Below are 14,797 nucleotides of genomic sequence, written 5' to 3' on the forward strand. Positions count from 1 at the left end.
CCCCGACTCCGGGGCCGTCGGTGGTCCCCGACCCTCACCGACCGCCCGGCGGCCCCGGTGCACCAAGAGACGAGCGGGACGGACACCTTGTGCGGAGGTGTCTGTCCCGCTCGTTTCCTTTTGCTGAATCCTGTTGCGAGTTTGGTGAATCCTGTTGAACGGCGGACCAGTAGCGGGGATTAACGGAAGCTGGATTTTCGCCATTCGTTGAGCAAAGAACAGGCGGGGCGCGGTCGGCGGATCCCCACCCACCGGCCGCGCCCCATTACCAATGCCGGACACGGAGCCGCAACCTCCGCCGACCGCCGCCAGGCGTGGAAAGCCCCCCACGGTCTTTGCCTCGCCCCTCGGTACCCGAAGGTTTCGTGCCCGACGTCGTACAGCTTTTCGGTTCGACATGGTCATCCGCGATGCGTTTCAACTGTGGCTGAAACACCGTGGTAACGTGCTGTGATTGCATGCATACTCAGTGACGGGGGCGATTGCGGATGCAACAGTGGGGGTTCCGTGCTTCGAATCCACTTCACCGGAGATGACCTCGCCAAGGTCCGGATGGCGGTCAGACCGGACGTTTTGTGGGAAACGATTCTGAGTTTTCACCGTTTACGGGACCGGCGCGGCGCCGGCGTCTTCGGGGAATGGCGTGCAGAAACCCGCTCCCGGTTGAACGGTGAAACGCGGCTACTGGCCGCGCTTGTGCCGCCGCGCGGCTATTTCCCGGATTTCCTGACTCCGCCCGAGGGGCTGCACGGCCTCGACGAGGGCCTGGAGGCGGTGCGGGCGACGCCGGCGCGACGGCTGAGCGCCGAGCTCGGGATGCTCGTCGCCGACCGCCCGCAAGCCGGGCTGCCGGGCCGGCTCGCCGGGCTCGCCGAGGGCTCCCCGGAGCCGATGGCCCGGCTCATCGGGGCGCTGCGCAGCTACCACCGGGCCGCGGTCGAGCCGTACTGGCCGCAGATCCAGGCCGCCGTGGAGGCCGACCGGGCCGTCCGCGGCCGGGCCCTGCTCGACGGCGGCGCGGACGAACTGCTCGCCTCGCTGCCGCCGATGCTGCGCTGGTCCGCGCCCGTCCTGGAGGCCGACTATCCGGTCGACCGCGAGGTGCATCTGGAAGGGCGCGGGCTGCTGCTGCAGCCGTCGTACTTCTGCCGCGGCGCTCCGGTGGTCCGGCGGGACCCGGCACTGCCGCCCACCCTCGTCTACCCCGTCACGCACACCGGCTGCCCGGGTTTCTCCGAGCGGGACGGGCTGTCGCTCGGACGGCTCGTCGGCCACACCCGCTCGGCGGTCATGCAGTCCATCGGCAACGGCTGCACGACGAGCGAACTCGCCCGCAGGGCCGGTGTGTCGCTGGCCTCCGCCAGTCAGCACGCCGGTGTGCTGCGGGAGGCCGGCCTCGTGGTCACCCTGCGGAACGGCAACGCGGTGCTCCACACGATGACACCGCTGGGCGCCGCTCTGCTGAGGGGCTGCGCCCAGCGGGAGCCGATGGGGGTGCCGGCCGCGTCGGCCACCCCGGGGGCGGTTACGAGCGGAACGGTCCCGTCACCTCGTAGGTGATGCCGCCGGACGAACTGCCGCTCGTGCCGCGCTGGCTGGAGAAGTACAGCCGCGAGCCGTTCGGCGAGAACGCCGGTCCGGTGATCTCGGAGCTGGACTGGCCGGTGATCCGCAGGAACGGCGCGACGACGTCGTCCGGGGTGATGATGCAGATCTCCATGTTGCCGCCGTCCTCGGCGACGTACAGGTCACCGGAGGAGGCGCCGGTGATGTTGTCCACGCCGGTCAGCGGTGCGCCGCCGCCCGGGACCAGGGAGTCGTCGTAGGCCAGCTCGTACGTGCCGGCGACGAGGTTCAGCTGCCAGACGCGGTTGTCGCCCTTGGTGGTGAACCAGATGGTGTCGTTGGCGTAGTGGCAGCCCTCGCCGCCGTTGAACTTCTTCGAGCCGGAGACCTGGTTGCGGGTCGCGGTCGGCGAGCCGTCGGGGTCGGGCACATTGGCCCAGGAGAACGAGCCGGAGGTGCCGGTCCCGGCCACCAGGACCTGGAGCGTGCCGGAGGCGAGGTTGCCCCAGGTGGTGGGGATGAACCGGTAGAAGCAGCCGCTGGTCTCGTCCTCGGTCAGGTAGATGACCTGGCGGACCGGGTCGGCGGCGGCCGCCTCGTGCTTGAACCTGCCCATGGCGTCCCGGCGTGTGGCGGTGCCGCCCCACGGGTTGGTCTCGTAGACGTAGCCGAGGCTGACCTCCTCGCAGGACAGCCAGGTGTTCCACGGGGTGGCGCCACCGGCACAGTTCTGCCGGGTGTTGGACAGGATGCGGTAGGCGCCGGTGACGGTGCCGGACGAGTTGAACTTCACGGCACTGGCGCCGCCGCCGGGGTTGATCTCCGAGTTGGACACGTAGATCCATCCGGAGCCGTCGGCGAAGCACGCGCCGCCGTCAGGGGCGTTGTGCCAGGTGTAGGAGGTGCCGGACACCGTCTGGCCGGACCGGGCGATCACCCGGCTGGTGAAACCGCTGGGCAGCATGATGCCGTTCGCGTCCGCCGAGCCGAGCGGCCCGTAGGGGCTCGGGCCCGGCTGGGCCGGTGCCGCGTAGGCCGCACCGTGCATCAGCGTTCCGCCGAACGCGGCGGCCGTGCCGCCGATGACCGCACCGCGCAGGAAGCTGCGTCGTTCCACTGTCACTCCAGGGGAGTCGTGACTTGCCCCGCGCCGCCGGGCAGCGAGCGGGGTCGCGCGCCAACGGAACCTAGAGGTCCGGAGTTGACGCGGCATCAACGGGCGGTGAAGTGGAAACGTCGGCTCCGGCCAAGGGCTGTCGGGGTACGCCAGGCGTTGTCAGTGGGGGCCGTTACCTTGGCGTACATGTCGATCACCCCATCGGTTCCCACACAGTTGCTCGCCTCGGTGCCCCCGTCGTACGCGGGTGCGCTGGTCAACGGGGATACGTGGGCGCATCGAGTATCCGGAGCCGGTCGACAGCCTCGCACGACCGCTCGGGGACGGGACGTGGACGACGTACGACGGCAAGCGCGTAGTGCTGTCCCGCTGGGGCATACGCACCGGAGCGGCGTCGGACGAGGCCGTCAGCTCGCCGGCTGCTTCTTGAGGCCTGCCAGGCGTTCCTTCCAGAACGCCTTGCAGGCCGCGCGACCGCGTCCGGCAGCTTCTCGGTGATCTTCTTGGCCGCGCTGCCCATGAGAGCGGCGGTACCTGGCGCGCCCGCCCATGCCTCTGGCGCGTTCGCGCTCTGGTGGGCCGCGCGGGGCCCGGCCTAGCGTCTGCGGCCATGGGAGGCGACAGGGCACCCGGCGCGGAGGACCGCTGCCGGGCGTCCGACCTGAGGGTCGCGTTCCTGTGCGCGGGCAGCCTGCTCGCCCTGCTCCACCTCGTGGACCTCGGCAGCGGCACGCTCCGGCCGCTGCGCTCCGCGATGTGGTGCACGCTCGCGGTGGTGCTGTTCGCGGTTCCCTTCCCGCCGCGGGTGACGGCGGGCTGTCACTGGCTCGCGGTCCGGGGGCTCGTGCACGAGCGCCGGGTCAGCACGGATCTTCTCGTCCAGGTGCTCCATCGCGACGGCGTCGTCGCCCAGCGGCTGGTCCTCCGCGACGCCCTCGGCAACCGGGTCGAACTCGATCCGAGGATCCTCGTGGCGAACCCGGTCCTGTGGCACGTCCTGGACCGGGGGGCCCGCTCGGCGTCGGCGAGCGGGCTGCTTCGCAACGGAACGGACGTGCTGAACGCGCTGGCGGCCCGGATCGAGCGGGACGAGGCGGGGGCGGTCTTCAGGGCGTCGGGACTGGAGTAGGCGGCCGGGCTTCGGAGTTGGAGCAGGCGGCAGGCGGCGGGGCCGAGCAGGGCAGCCGAGCAGGGCCGAAAATTCCTCTCCCGGCGGCGATGAGTTCCGCGCAGCCCGTGGGTCTACCCTCCGAAAGCCGACACCACAGCAACGCGACGACGAGAGCGAGAACAGCGATGTCCCAGATGATCTTCGTGAACCTGCCGGTGAAGGACCTCGAGAAGTCGAAGGCCTTCTGGAGCAAGCTCGGTTACTCCTTCAACCCCCAGTTCAGCGACGAGAAGACCGCCTGTCTCGTCTTCAGCGACACCATCTTCGCGATGCTCCTCACCGAGCCCCGCTTCAAGGACTTCACGAAGAAGGACATCGCCGACGCGGCCGCCACCACCGAGGCGATCATCGCGCTAAGCGCCGAGAGCCGGGAGAAGGTCGACGAACTGGCCGACGCGGCCCTCGGGGCCGGCGGGTCGCCGGCGAACGAGCCCCAGGACCACGGCTTCATGTACGGCCGTTCCTTCCAGGACCCGGACCACCACATCTGGGAGGTCGTGTGGATGGACCCGAAGGCCGTTGTGGACCACGCCTGATCAGGACTTCAGGCTCTCGTACGGCACGCCGGTGAGCTGCTCGGACGCCACCCAGAGCCGCTCACCGGTGACGTCGTTCAGCGTCCACTTGGCCCGCCAGGACTTCGTGGGCGTGCCCCGCAGTCCCTGGATCCTCGGTCCGGTGAACGAGTCGGGCTGCACACCGGTCGCGGTCGCGGCGTACAGCGTCGGCAGCGCGCCCATCTCGGCGGGCTGGGCGATGATCCGGTTGGCGAGCTCGGCGAGCCGCTCGGCCGTCCGGCGGCCCTCCATCTTCGCGCCCGCGGTCTGGAGGTTGGTCGCCGCGTAGCCGGGGTGTGCGGCCACCGCGACGACGTCCGAGCCCGCGGCCCGCAGCCTGCGTGCCAGCTCGTGGACGAACAGCAGGTTCGCCGTCTTGGAGCGGCCGTAGGCCACCCAACGGCGGTAGCGGCGCTCGCCGTTGAGGTCGCCCATGTCGACATTGGCGATTGCGTGCATCCCGCTGGACACGCTCACCACGCGGGCGCCCGGCGTGTTGAGCAGTTTCGGGAGCAGCAGTCCGGTGAGGGCGAAGTGCCCCAGGTGATTGACCCCGAACTGGGTCTCGAAACCGTCGGCGGTCGTGCCGTAGGGCAGCGCCATCACGCCCGCGTTGTTGATGAGCAGATCCAGCGTCTGAGGCTTGTACGACTCCGCGAACTGCCGTACGGAGGCGAGGTCGGCCAGGTCCAGTGGCCGGAACTCCACGTCCGCGCCCTGAACCTGCTGCTTGATGAGCTCCTCGGCCTCCTTGCCGCGGGACTCGCTGCGGCATGCGAGGATCACCCGCGCGCCGTGGCGGGCGAGCTCACGGGCCGTGACGAGTCCGATTCCGCTGTTGGCTCCGGTGACCACGGCGGTCCGCCCGCTCTGGTCGGGGATGTCGCGTGTGGTCCAGCCGGTCTTCGTCGGCATGGCGGGCTCCTCCGGTACGTGTCGGCAGGAAAGACCTGTGCTGCCAGCGTACCCCCGACCGTACGGGTGCGTATGGTCGGGGATGCCCGCCTTTCCGCCCCGCCTTTCACCGCCCCGCCCCTTGCCGCCCCGTTCCTCCCCTCCGGGGCCTCCCGGTCACGCCTCCGAGTCCGAGTCGATCGCCAGGTCGGTGCCGACGACGGAGCCCGCGAGCGGTGAGGTGAGGTGCTGGGTGGCGTTCGGTGTTGCTCATGAGTGTTGCTGCGTGACGTGCGCGTGGCTCATGGGCCCGGCCCCATTAATTGACCGATCGTTCTGTTATGCGGGTATCGAAGAGCCCGTCATGGTGCAGGGTGCGGCGCGTGGCGCGGCGGGTCGCGGTGCCCCGGTCCGGCGGCGTTCAGCGGGTCCAGTGGTGTCCGGCGGTGCCCAGGCGTGTCCCGCGGTGCCTCAGTCCAGGAGCGACAGAGCCTGTTCCGCCGCGTCGCGGATGCGGCCCGGGTCGCTGGAGGCCTTGCCGACCACGCGCATGCCCTGCATCAGGACCAGGAGCATGCGGGCCAGGGAGCGGGGGTCGCGGTCGGCGGGTAGTTCGCCCTGGGCGCGGGCGCGGGTGAGGGCCGAGTGGAGCAGGGTCTCGATGTGCTCCCAGCTCAGCTCCACCCTGCGGGCGACCGCCGTGTCGTGCGGGGCCAGTTCGGCGGCCGAGTTGGTGACGAAGCAGCCTGCCAGCCGGGCCTCGTCGGTAGCGGACTCCGCGGCGAAGCGGCGCACGACCGCCCGGACGCCCGGCAGCGCGGGCCCGGGCCGGGACAGCTCGGCGAACAGGCTCGGGTCGCGGGTCTCGCCGTACCGGTCCATCGCCCTGAGGTACAGCTCGCGCTTGTTGCCGAAGGTCGCGTAGATGCTGGCGCGGCCGATGCCGAGGTGCTCCACGAGGTCCGCCATCGACGTCGCCTCGTAGCCGCGGGACCAGAACAGCTCGAGCGCTGACTGGAGTGCGGCGTCAGGGTCGAATTCCTTGGTCCTGGCCATGTCGATGACCGTACGTCTATCTGGAACGACCGGTCAAGTAATGAGCTCAAGCAATGGGCTCAAGCAATGGGCTCAAGCAATGTCCGCTCGCTGATACGTGCCGGGCGTCAGCCCGTAGTACCGCACGAACCACCGGTGGAAGTGGGACTGGTCCGCGAACCCCGTCACGGCTGCCACTTCCGCCGCCGTCACCCCGCCCGCCAGCAGCTCCCGCCCCCGTCGCAGCCGCAGCAGCCGCTGGTAGTCGCTCGGCGTCATCCCGTACTCGGCACGGAACGCCCGGTACAGCGCGAACCGGCTCAGTCCCGCCGCGTCCGCCAGCCACTGCGCGGGGATCTGCTCGGCGTACCGCTCCCGCAGCAGGTCGCGCGCCCGGCGGGCCGCCCTCGCGCGGGAGCCGCCCGGCGCGTCGGGCACCCGGACCGTTCCGGACGCTCCCCGGCGCACCATCGCCGTCACCGCGGCCGTCAGCCGCTCGTCCCGCACCAGCGGATCCGCCGCGCCGGCCAGCGCCGTGTGCAGCCGCAGCAGCGTGCCGCGCAGCACCGGATCGTGCAGTACGGGCGCCGTGAACAGCGGCATGGCGCCGCGCCCGCCGGTCGCGTCCGCGAGCACGTCCCGCACCAGCTCCGGCCCGATGTGCACCATCCGGTACTGGTAACCGAGCTCGGCCGCGGCCCGCCCGTCGTGCGGATCGTCGGGATTGAACGCCATCAGCAGTCCGGCGGCGCTGGTGTGCGCCCCGCCGCGGCAGCTGAACCGCTGGGCGCCGGCCTCGGTGAAGCCGAAGGAGTAGGCGTCATGGCTGTGCCGCGCGTACACATGAGTGGAGAAGTGCGCGTGCATGGCCTCCAGCGGGCGCTCCGGGTCCCGCCAGTAGCGGGCCCAGCCGTCATGTGGTCCGGTCGTCACCGTTCCAGTGTCTCCTCCGGTGCCCCTGGACCCCGCGGGGTCGAAGGCCCGGGAAGACACGACCTAAGGGCTGTCCCGTAATCCCCGGCGGGCGCACGACGACAGCTACGGCACCTCGCTGCGTTGTCGGATCGCCCGAATACGCCCAGTATGAGGACGACCCTCCGCCTTGCGATGCACCGCATCTGACGCCGCGCGCTGATCCACCGGGGATTACGGGACAGCCCTTAGGATCGGTGGGAGCGGGGGCGAGGAGGCTGCCATGGCGAGCACCGGCCCGATGGACCTGCCGCAGGGTGACGTACGACTGCTCCACAGCGACATGGCCCGGCGCCTGCTCGCCTCCACCGAGCTGGCCCGCTTCGCCTACGTGGCGCGGGACGGGACGCCTCGCGTGATGCCGATGATGTTCCACTGGACGGGCGAGGAGCTCGTGTTCGCCACCTTCGTCGGCGCCCACAAGATCGCCTCCCTTCGGGATCGCCCCACCGTCGCCGTCACCATCGACACGCCTGGGCCGCCGCCCGAGGTCCTGCTCCTGCGCGGGCCGGTGGCAGTCACCGAAGTCGACGGGATCGTGCCGGAGTACGCGTTGGCGCACCGCCGCTACTACGGCCCCGAGCAGGGCGCGCGCAACGTCGCCGAGGTCGAGGTCCCGGGCGTGCGCATGGCGCGCATCGCGCTGCGGCCCACCTGGGTGGGAGTCCTCGACTTCGTCCGGCGCCTCCCCGGCGCGGCCCCGGGGCGGTGACCATGACGACCTCCGTGTTGATCCCCGGTGCCGACGGCCGGGCCTGGTACTGGCACCGTGTCATTCCCGAGCTGCGGGCCCTGGGCCATGACGCCGTCGCCGTCGACCTCCCGGTCGAGGACTCGGCGGGGCCGGCCGAGCACGCCGACCGCCTCGTGGGTCAGTAGTAGCCCTTCTCGCCGTCGAGCAGCTCCCGGATCGTGTCCAGATGACCCGCGTGCCGGGCCGTCTCCTCGACCATGTGGATCAGCATCCAGCGCAGCGACGCGGCGGCGGACTTGAAGTCCGGGTGGCGGCCCACCTCATCCAGCGAGTGGGCGGCGACGATCTCGTTCGACACCGCGCACTGCCGCTCGTACTCCTCCAGCAGCTGTTCGAGCGGGACGCCGTCGACCATCATGTCGGCGTCCTCGACCTTGTCGTCGAACTGCGGCCCGTCGGCAGGCCGGCCGAGGAAGACGACCTCGAACCAGACCTGTTCGGTCCAGCGCAAGTGGGAGACGATGCCCGCCACGGTCATGAGCGGCGACGTCGGAAGCACGGACCGGTGCGCGTCCGCCCCGGACAGCCCCTCGCACTTGTAGTGGACGATCGCGCGCTGCATGTCGAGCCAGCCGACGAGCTGAGTCCGCTCGTCGGCCACGAACGGGGGACGTATGCGGGAAGGCGTCATGGGCTCGGACGGTACCGGAGGCCCGTGAGGCGCCGCACGGTATTTACGCGTCGGCCCGTTCCCTGACCGGGGCCGTGGCCGGCGTCAGGGCCGACGCCCGCGCGGACGTCCGGACAGGATAGGCACGCACCGACACCGCGTCGTCGTCCAGGCATTGACCCGTCTCCAGGTCGAACCGCTGCTTCAGCAGCGGCGAGGCGACGAACACCCGGCCCTCCGCGGACCCCAGCAGGCCGCGGGAGAGGACCTGGGCGCCGGTGAACGGGTCGCGGTTGTCGATCGCGTACGCCCGGCCCGCGCGGTCCAGGAAGACGGCGGCCTGGCGGCCGTCGGGGAGCAGTGCCGCCATGCCCCGGCCGGGAGTCAGCCCGGACATCTCGCAGACCGGGAACCAGGTTCCCTCCAGCTCGAGTTGGAGTGTCATCGGATCGAAGTCCCTTCCAGAGTCAGAATGGTGAGGTCCGGCTTGATCTGGTCGCGCTCGGGGACGAACCGCACCGACGGGTCCGGCGCGTCCGGCGCGTTCACGAACGACACGAAGCGGCGCAGCCGGTCCGGGTCGTCCAGCGTCTCGGCCCACTCGTCGCGGTAGCCCGCGACATGCTCCGCCATCAGCGCCTCCAGCTCGTCGCACAGCCCGAGCGAGTCGTGCACGACGACGTCCCGCAGGTGGTCCAGGCCGCCTTCCAGGCGCTCCAGCCAGGTGGAGGTGCGCTCCAGCCGGTCCGCGGTACGGATGTAGAACATCAGGAACCGGTCGATCAGCCGCACCAGTTCGGCGTCGGACAGGTCCTGGGCGAGCAGGTCCGCGTGGCGGGGTGTGGCGCCGCCGTTCCCGCCGACGTACAGGTTCCACCCCGAGGCCGTGGCGATCACGCCGAAGTCCTTGGACTGGGCCTCCGCGCATTCGCGGGCGCAGCCCGAGACCGCGGACTTCAGCTTGTGCGGGGCCCGCAGCCCCCGGTAGCGCAGCTCCAGGTCGATGGCCATGCGGACGCTGTCCTGGACGCCGTAGCGGCACCAGGTCTGCCCCACACAGGACTTGACCGTCCGCAGCGCCTTTCCGTACGCGTGCCCCGACTCGAAGCCCGCGTCGACGAGGCGCGTCCAGATCGCCGGAAGCTGGTCCACCCGCGCGCCGAACATGTCGATCCGCTGGCCGCCCGTGATCTTCGTGTAGAGGCCGAAGTCCCGGGCCACCTCGCCGATCACGATCAGCTTGTCGGGGGTGATCTCGCCGCCCGGGATGCGCGGCACGATCGAGTACGAGCCGTTGCGCTGCAGGTTCGCCAGGAAGTGGTCGTTGGTGTCCTGGAGCGCGGCCTGCTCGCCGTCGAGGATGTAGCCGTTGCCCAGGCTCGCGAGGATCGACCCCACCGCGGGCTTGCAGATCTCGCAGCCGTCGCCGCCGCGTGCCTCCTCGCGGCCGTGCGAGTCGAGCACGGCCGCGTACGACGTCAGCCGCAGGGTGCGGACGATCTCGTACAGCTCGCTGCGGGTGTAGGAGAAGCAGCCGCACAGCCCCTTGTCCGCGGACTGCGGAAGCAGTTGGCCGATCACCTTGACGCAACTGCCGCAGCCGGTACCGGCCTTGGTGCACTTCTTCACCTCGGGGAGCGAGGTGTGCTCGCAGATCGCGCCCTTGGTGACGTTGTGGCAGGAGCAGATGACGGCGTCGTCGGGGAGCGCGGACGGGCCGAGGGCGACGGGCGCGCCGGCGCCGGCGGGCAGCACCAGCTGCTCGGGCGAGACGGGCGGGACCGAGCCCGTGAGTGGCCGCAGCATGCCGTACGAGTCGGCGTCACCGACCAGGACGCCGCCGAGCAGCGTGCCCTCCGGGCTGACCACGAGCTTCTTGTACACCCCCGCACGTGAGTCGGAGTACACGACGTCCAGGCAGCCCTCGGCCGTGCCGTGCGCGTCGCCGAACGACGCCACGTCCACACCGAGCAGCTTCAGCTTCGTCGACATGTCGGCACCGGTGAAGGAGCTTTCGGCAGTCTCGTCGGCGAGGACGTCGGCGACGGTCGTCGCCATCTCGTAGCCGGGCGCGACCAGTCCGTACACGCGGCCGTCCGAGGCGAGGGCGCACTCGCCGATCGCGTACACGGAGGGGTCCGAGGTGCGGCACCGCTCGTCGACGACGATGCCGCCGCGCTCACCGACGTCGATGCCCATGTCGCGGGCGAGCTGGTCACGCGGCCGGACACCGGCCGAGAAGACGACGAGATCGGTGCTGAGCTCCGAGCCGTCGGAGAGCTTCATCCCCGTGGCCGTGCCCTCGGCGGTGACGATCTCCTGGGTGCCGACGCCCGTGTGGACGGTCAGCCCCATGCCCTCGATGGTGCGCAGCAGCGCCGCGCCGCCGCCGTCATCGACCTGCACCGGCATCAGTCGCGGCGCGAACTCCACGATGTGGGTGTCCAGGCCGAGGCCCTTGAGCGCACCCGCCGCCTCCAGGCCGAGGAGTCCGCCGCCGACGACGACGCCGGTGCGGGAGGTCATCGCGTACTCCTCGATGGCGAGGAGATCCTCGATGGTGCGGTAGACGAAACAGCCCTCGGCGTCCTTGCCGGGCACGGGCGGCACGAACGGGTACGAGCCGGTCGCCAGGACGAGGGTGTCGTACCTGAACGTCCGTCCGGCACGCGAGGTGACCGTGCGTGCCTCGCGGTCGATCCGCTCGGCCGGGTCGCCGAGGAACAGCTCGATGCCGTGCCGCGCCATGAACCCTTCCTCGACGAGGGAGAGCTCGTCCGGGGTACGGCCGGAGAAGTACGAGGTCAGCTGGACCCGGTCGTACGCCGGCCGCGGCTCCTCACAGAGGACGACGACCCGCGCCCGCCCGGTGACGCCCCGCTCCGCGAGGGCCTCCAGGAAGCGCTGGCCGACCATCCCGTGGCCGACGAGCACGATCGTGGGGGTGGACGAGGTGTCCGCTGTGGCCATCTCAGGAGCCTCCATCGTTGGTGAGCAGGTGGAGCAGTGGGGCGGGCGGCAGGGCTTCGTCGCCCTCCCAGGCCCGGGCGAGCGCGCCGACGGTCGCGAGATCCCCGAGGAGTACGCCCCCGACGAGCCGGTCACCGCGGACGACGACCTTCCGGTAGGCGCCGCGGGTGGCGTCCGCGAGCTGCACGACGTCGTCGCCGGGCTGCGGCGACGGCTCCCCGAACGCGGCGACGTCGAAGCTGCCGGCGCTGCCGAGGGTGAGCCGGGTGAGGGCGCGTGTGCCGGTGTAGCGGGGGCCCTGCGGCCCCCCGGCCCCCGGCGCGGGCTCGTCCCCGAGCCCCGGCAACTGCTCGGGCGCGGGGGCCGCGGGGGTTTCGAAGGGGCCCGGTACCGCCGGGGGGGCCGGTGTGTCGGTCGTCGAACTCCCCCAGAGCTTCGCCTGGGAGGTACCCCCGACGGGCTGCGAAGCAGCGCCGTCGGCGACGGAGGCCGTGGCGTCCGGGGCGGAGCCCGGGCCGGGCAGCAGGTCCGAGGTCAGGATCGCCGCCAGGACGTCCGCCTGTTCCACGGCGGCCGTTGCCAGGCCGTAGACCGTGCCCGCGTGTTCGGCGCAGTCACCGATGGCGTGGATGTACGGGTCGGACGTACACAGCCGGTCGTCGACCACGATTCCCTGGCGGACGTCCAGGCCGGCATCCGCGGCGAGTCCGGTGCGCGGACGGACCCCGCACGCGAGGACCACGCACTCCGCGTCGAGGACGAACCCGTCGGCGAGTTCGACGCCGGTGACCGCCTCGTCATGGCGCAGACCCCGGGCGCGGCACTCGGTGTGGACCTCCACGCCCAGGTCCTCCAGATGGCGCCTGACCAGCGCGCCCGCCGCCGGGTCGAGGTGGCGGTCCATCAGGGAAGGACCCTGGTGGGCCAGGACCACGTCCGCACCGCGTTCCGCCAGCGCCCGGGCCGCCGAGACGCCGAGCAGTCCGCCGCCGACGACCACGGCACGGGTGCCGCGGCCGGCCACGGCCGCGAGGGCCAGACAGTCGTCGAGCGTGCGGAAGGGGTGGACGCCGTCCGGCAGCTGCCCGCCGATGCCGCGCAGCGGGGGCAGCACCGGGTTCGATCCGGTCGCCAGCACCAGCCGGTCGTATGCCATCGCCGAACCGTCCGCGCAGTGCACCGTCCGTGCCTCGCGGTCGATCCGTACCGCCCGGACCCCGCGCCGCACCGTGTCCGCACCGTCCGGCACCGGCGGCAGGGCGATCACCTCGGGGCCGTACCGGCCGGCGAGCACCTCGGCGAGCAGCACCCTGTTGTAAGGGGCGTGCGGCTCTTCGCCGAGCAGCGTGACGTCGCACGCCGGGGCCAGCTGTCGCGCCAGCCGCGCGCCCGCCATCCCGGCGCCGATCACCACGATCCTCGAATCCATGTACGTAGCCTGCGGCGCGGGTGTTACCCGATGGCATCCCGGTTGTTTCCCGCGCGGAACACTGCCCTCAGCGCCCGGTCGGCCGGTGTGTGAGGGATGCATCGGTCGGTGTGTGAGGGACGCACACGTATCCGTCGCCCACTGCTCGCCCAGCCCATGGCCCCACCCGTGGTCAGGCCGTCCGAGGCGGCCTTCGACCCGCTCGCCGGCCCGGAACGGGGGACTCAGGACTGGGGACTCGGGACCGGGGGCTCGGGACCGGGGACCTGGGGACTCGTGACCGGGGACTTGGGGGCTCGGGACCGTGAACTTGGGGCTGGGGGGCCGGGAATGATGGACGGCACACGTATCCGCTCCATAGCGTCGTGATCATGCCTGACATATCGCTGACCACCCTTTTCCTCCTGTGTCTTGCCGCCGCCGTGGCGGGCTGGATCGACGCGGTGGTGGGCGGCGGCGGGCTGCTGCTCGTCCCCGCGCTGCTGCTCGGGATGCCGCATGTCCCGGCCGCGCACGTCCTGGGTACCAACAAGGCCGTGGCGATCTTCGGTACCTCGGGCGCGGCGGTGACATACGTCCGCAAGGCCCCGGTCCGGATGAAGACGGCAGTACGGATCGGGCTCGCCGCCCTCGCCGGGTCCATGGGCGGGGCGTTCTTCGCGACGGGCATCAGCAGCGATGTGCTCCGCCCGGTGATCATGGTGGTGCTGCTGGGCGTTGCCGCGCTCGTGGTGCTGCGCCCGTCGTTCGGGACCACGGCGCAGGACCGGCGTCGCCCGGCCACCCGTGCCCGGGTCGTCACCGCGATCGTCCTCGTCGGCGGCGGGATCGGCTTCTACGACGGGCTGTTCGGGCCCGGCACCGGCACCTTCCTGGTGCTCGCGCTGACCGCGGTGCTCCATCTGGACCTGGTGACCGCCTCCGCCACCGCCAAGATCGTCAACGCCTGCGCCAACGCCGGGGCGGTCGCGATGTTCGCCTACCAGGGCGCCGTCCTGTGGCAGCTGGCCGCGATGATGGCGGTGTTCAATCTGGCCGGCGGCATGTTCGGGGCGCGGATGGCGCTGAAGGAGGGGGCGGAGTTCGTCCGAAGAGTGCTGATCGTGGTCGTCTTCTCGCTGGTCGCGAAGCTCGCTTTCGACCAGTGGTCTGCCTAAGGGCTGTCCCGTAATCCCCGGTGGATCAGCGCGCGGCGTCAGATGCGGTGCATCGCAAGGCGGAGGGTCGTCCTCATACTGGGCGTATTCGGGCGATCCGACAACGCAGCGAGGTGCCGTAGCTGTCGTCATGCGCCCGCCGGGGATTACGGGACAGCCCTTAGCCCCCGGCGGCCACCTCGCGTTCACTTGCTTCGCCGCCGGCGCGATGGGCTCGGAACTCTCCGACGCGGACTTGTATCGCGAATTGCAGCTGCAGGGCGGCCTCGGCTACCCCGGAGTCGCTGCGCTGGATGTTCTCGGACCTGACAGAGGTCGAACTGCGCCGGATGCATGACGAGCCGCCTGAGTCGGCGCTGTTCGGTGAGGCATTCCTGTGGACGGCGCTGTTCCGCCGGGATACGGCGGCCGCCTGAAGATCCCTCCGTTGCCGTTCGGCTGCCCGCTCATCGACGCCCGATCGAATGGCAAGCGAGATCACTACCACGTTTCATGGACCCGTGATCTGCGAAAAGAGGATGTGACACAGCTTCTGACAACGAAAGGGGCGCCCGCCGGTTCCGGC

At 71.1% G+C, this 14,797-nt stretch carries 14 protein-coding genes and 1 pseudogene; 7 read left to right on the forward strand and 8 right to left on the reverse strand.

The genetic code is table 11. The features are described from left to right. The first annotated feature begins 507 nt into the window (after positions 1-507). Complete coding sequence (locus tag ACWGI8_RS24840; protein WP_453664061.1) at positions 508-1,560, forward strand: ArsR/SmtB family transcription factor; 1,053 nt, start codon at positions 508-510, stop codon at positions 1,558-1,560. On the opposite strand, the gene ACWGI8_RS24845 is transcribed toward ACWGI8_RS24840, so the two are convergent. Further along, positions 1,526-2,683 carry an alkaline phosphatase PhoX gene (locus tag ACWGI8_RS24845; RefSeq protein ID WP_453664063.1) on the reverse strand — a complete coding sequence of 386 codons (1,158 nt, stop codon included), beginning with the start codon at positions 2,681-2,683 and terminating at the stop codon, positions 1,526-1,528. The genes ACWGI8_RS24840 and ACWGI8_RS24845 overlap by 35 nt on opposite strands. Before the next feature lie 610 nt (positions 2,684-3,293). On the opposite strand from ACWGI8_RS24845, the gene ACWGI8_RS24850 reads away from it, so the two are divergent. Both ACWGI8_RS24850 and ACWGI8_RS24855 read left to right on the forward strand, forming a co-directional pair. Beyond that, on the forward strand, positions 3,294-3,812 hold the full coding sequence (locus tag ACWGI8_RS24850; RefSeq protein ID WP_453664065.1) for a hypothetical protein: 519 nt from the start codon (positions 3,294-3,296) through the stop codon (positions 3,810-3,812). A 167-nt stretch (positions 3,813-3,979) separates the two neighbouring features. Continuing rightward, positions 3,980-4,390, forward strand: coding sequence for a VOC family protein (locus tag ACWGI8_RS24855; protein WP_453664067.1), 411 nt, complete (start codon positions 3,980-3,982; stop codon positions 4,388-4,390). Here the strand turns inward: ACWGI8_RS24855 and ACWGI8_RS24860 are convergent, their stop codons facing one another. The 3 genes from ACWGI8_RS24860 to ACWGI8_RS24870 form a co-directional block, all read right to left on the reverse strand. Next, positions 4,391-5,326: an oxidoreductase gene (locus ACWGI8_RS24860; protein ID WP_453664069.1), complete on the reverse strand. Its 936-nt coding sequence runs from the start codon at positions 5,324-5,326 to the stop codon at positions 4,391-4,393. Positions 5,327-5,776: 450 nt separating this feature from the next. After that, positions 5,777-6,361: a TetR/AcrR family transcriptional regulator gene (locus tag ACWGI8_RS24865; protein ID WP_453664071.1), complete on the reverse strand. Its 585-nt coding sequence runs from the start codon at positions 6,359-6,361 to the stop codon at positions 5,777-5,779. 72 nt (positions 6,362-6,433) lie between these two features. After that, positions 6,434-7,207, reverse strand: a complete 774-nt coding sequence (locus ACWGI8_RS24870; protein WP_453664086.1) for an AraC family transcriptional regulator — start codon at positions 7,205-7,207, stop codon at positions 6,434-6,436. A 328-nt stretch (positions 7,208-7,535) separates the two neighbouring features. Here ACWGI8_RS24870 and ACWGI8_RS24875 point away from each other — a divergent pair, with 328 nt between their 5' ends. Together ACWGI8_RS24875 and ACWGI8_RS24880 are read left to right on the forward strand one after the other, a co-directional pair. Then, a complete protein-coding gene (locus ACWGI8_RS24875) occupies positions 7,536-8,024 on the forward strand; it encodes a pyridoxamine 5'-phosphate oxidase family protein (protein WP_453664073.1) in 489 nt (162 codons plus the stop codon). Between the two features lie 2 nt (positions 8,025-8,026). After that, positions 8,027-8,191, forward strand: a complete 165-nt coding sequence (locus ACWGI8_RS24880) for a hypothetical protein (protein ID WP_453664075.1) — start codon at positions 8,027-8,029, stop codon at positions 8,189-8,191. Here the strand turns inward: ACWGI8_RS24880 and ACWGI8_RS24885 are convergent. The 4 genes from ACWGI8_RS24885 to ACWGI8_RS24900 are packed head-to-tail and all read right to left on the reverse strand — an operon-like array spanning position 8,185 to position 13,075. Next, complete coding sequence (locus tag ACWGI8_RS24885) at positions 8,185-8,697, reverse strand: DinB family protein (RefSeq protein ID WP_453664077.1); 513 nt, start codon at positions 8,695-8,697, stop codon at positions 8,185-8,187. The two genes, ACWGI8_RS24880 and ACWGI8_RS24885, sit on opposite strands and share 7 nt — an antisense overlap. Before the next feature lie 43 nt (positions 8,698-8,740). After that, positions 8,741-9,121: a nitrite reductase small subunit NirD gene (nirD, locus tag ACWGI8_RS24890; protein WP_453664079.1), complete on the reverse strand. Its 381-nt coding sequence runs from the start codon at positions 9,119-9,121 to the stop codon at positions 8,741-8,743. Then, positions 9,118-11,646: a nitrite reductase large subunit NirB gene (gene nirB / locus ACWGI8_RS24895; RefSeq protein WP_453664080.1), complete on the reverse strand. Its 2,529-nt coding sequence runs from the start codon at positions 11,644-11,646 to the stop codon at positions 9,118-9,120. The genes nirD and nirB overlap by 4 nt, the downstream gene beginning before the upstream one ends. Before the next feature lies 1 nt (position 11,647). After that, complete coding sequence (locus ACWGI8_RS24900) at positions 11,648-13,075, reverse strand: FAD-dependent oxidoreductase (protein WP_453664082.1); 1,428 nt, start codon at positions 13,073-13,075, stop codon at positions 11,648-11,650. Between the two features lie 371 nt (positions 13,076-13,446). Between ACWGI8_RS24900 and ACWGI8_RS24905 the strand changes: the two genes are divergently transcribed. Together ACWGI8_RS24905 and ACWGI8_RS24910 are read left to right on the forward strand one after the other, a co-directional pair. Further along, a complete protein-coding gene (locus tag ACWGI8_RS24905) occupies positions 13,447-14,232 on the forward strand; it encodes a sulfite exporter TauE/SafE family protein (protein WP_453664084.1) in 786 nt (261 codons plus the stop codon). 160 nt (positions 14,233-14,392) lie between these two features. Next, positions 14,393-14,648: pseudogene (locus ACWGI8_RS24910) on the forward strand (SAM-dependent methyltransferase); the annotation flags it as partial. Positions 14,649-14,797 lie beyond the last annotated feature (149 nt).

The organism is Streptomyces sp. NPDC054841 (assembly GCF_053611045.1).

Bases quoted from the DNA above. Each gene is read 5' to 3' on its own strand.
- ACWGI8_RS24865 (WP_453664071.1), bottom strand. From the start codon at position 6,361: ATGGCCAGGACCAAGGAATTCGACCCTGACGCCGCACTCCAGTCAGCG.
- ACWGI8_RS24870 (WP_453664086.1), bottom strand. From the start codon at position 7,207: ATGCACGCGCACTTCTCCACTCATGTGTACGCGCGGCACAGCCATGAC.
- ACWGI8_RS24860 (WP_453664069.1), bottom strand. From the start codon at position 5,326: ATGCCGACGAAGACCGGCTGGACCACACGCGACATCCCCGACCAGAGC.
- ACWGI8_RS24850 (WP_453664065.1), top strand. From the start codon at position 3,294: ATGGGAGGCGACAGGGCACCCGGCGCGGAGGACCGCTGCCGGGCGTCC.
- ACWGI8_RS24885 (WP_453664077.1), bottom strand. From the start codon at position 8,697: ATGACGCCTTCCCGCATACGTCCCCCGTTCGTGGCCGACGAGCGGACT.
- ACWGI8_RS24905 (WP_453664084.1), top strand. From the start codon at position 13,447: ATGCCTGACATATCGCTGACCACCCTTTTCCTCCTGTGTCTTGCCGCC.
- nirD (WP_453664079.1), bottom strand. From the start codon at position 9,121: ATGACACTCCAACTCGAGCTGGAGGGAACCTGGTTCCCGGTCTGCGAG.
- nirB (WP_453664080.1), bottom strand. From the start codon at position 11,646: ATGGCCACAGCGGACACCTCGTCCACCCCCACGATCGTGCTCGTCGGC.
- ACWGI8_RS24855 (WP_453664067.1), top strand. From the start codon at position 3,980: ATGTCCCAGATGATCTTCGTGAACCTGCCGGTGAAGGACCTCGAGAAG.
- ACWGI8_RS24880 (WP_453664075.1), top strand. From the start codon at position 8,027: ATGACGACCTCCGTGTTGATCCCCGGTGCCGACGGCCGGGCCTGGTAC.
- ACWGI8_RS24900 (WP_453664082.1), bottom strand. From the start codon at position 13,075: ATGGATTCGAGGATCGTGGTGATCGGCGCCGGGATGGCGGGCGCGCGG.
- ACWGI8_RS24875 (WP_453664073.1), top strand. From the start codon at position 7,536: ATGGCGAGCACCGGCCCGATGGACCTGCCGCAGGGTGACGTACGACTG.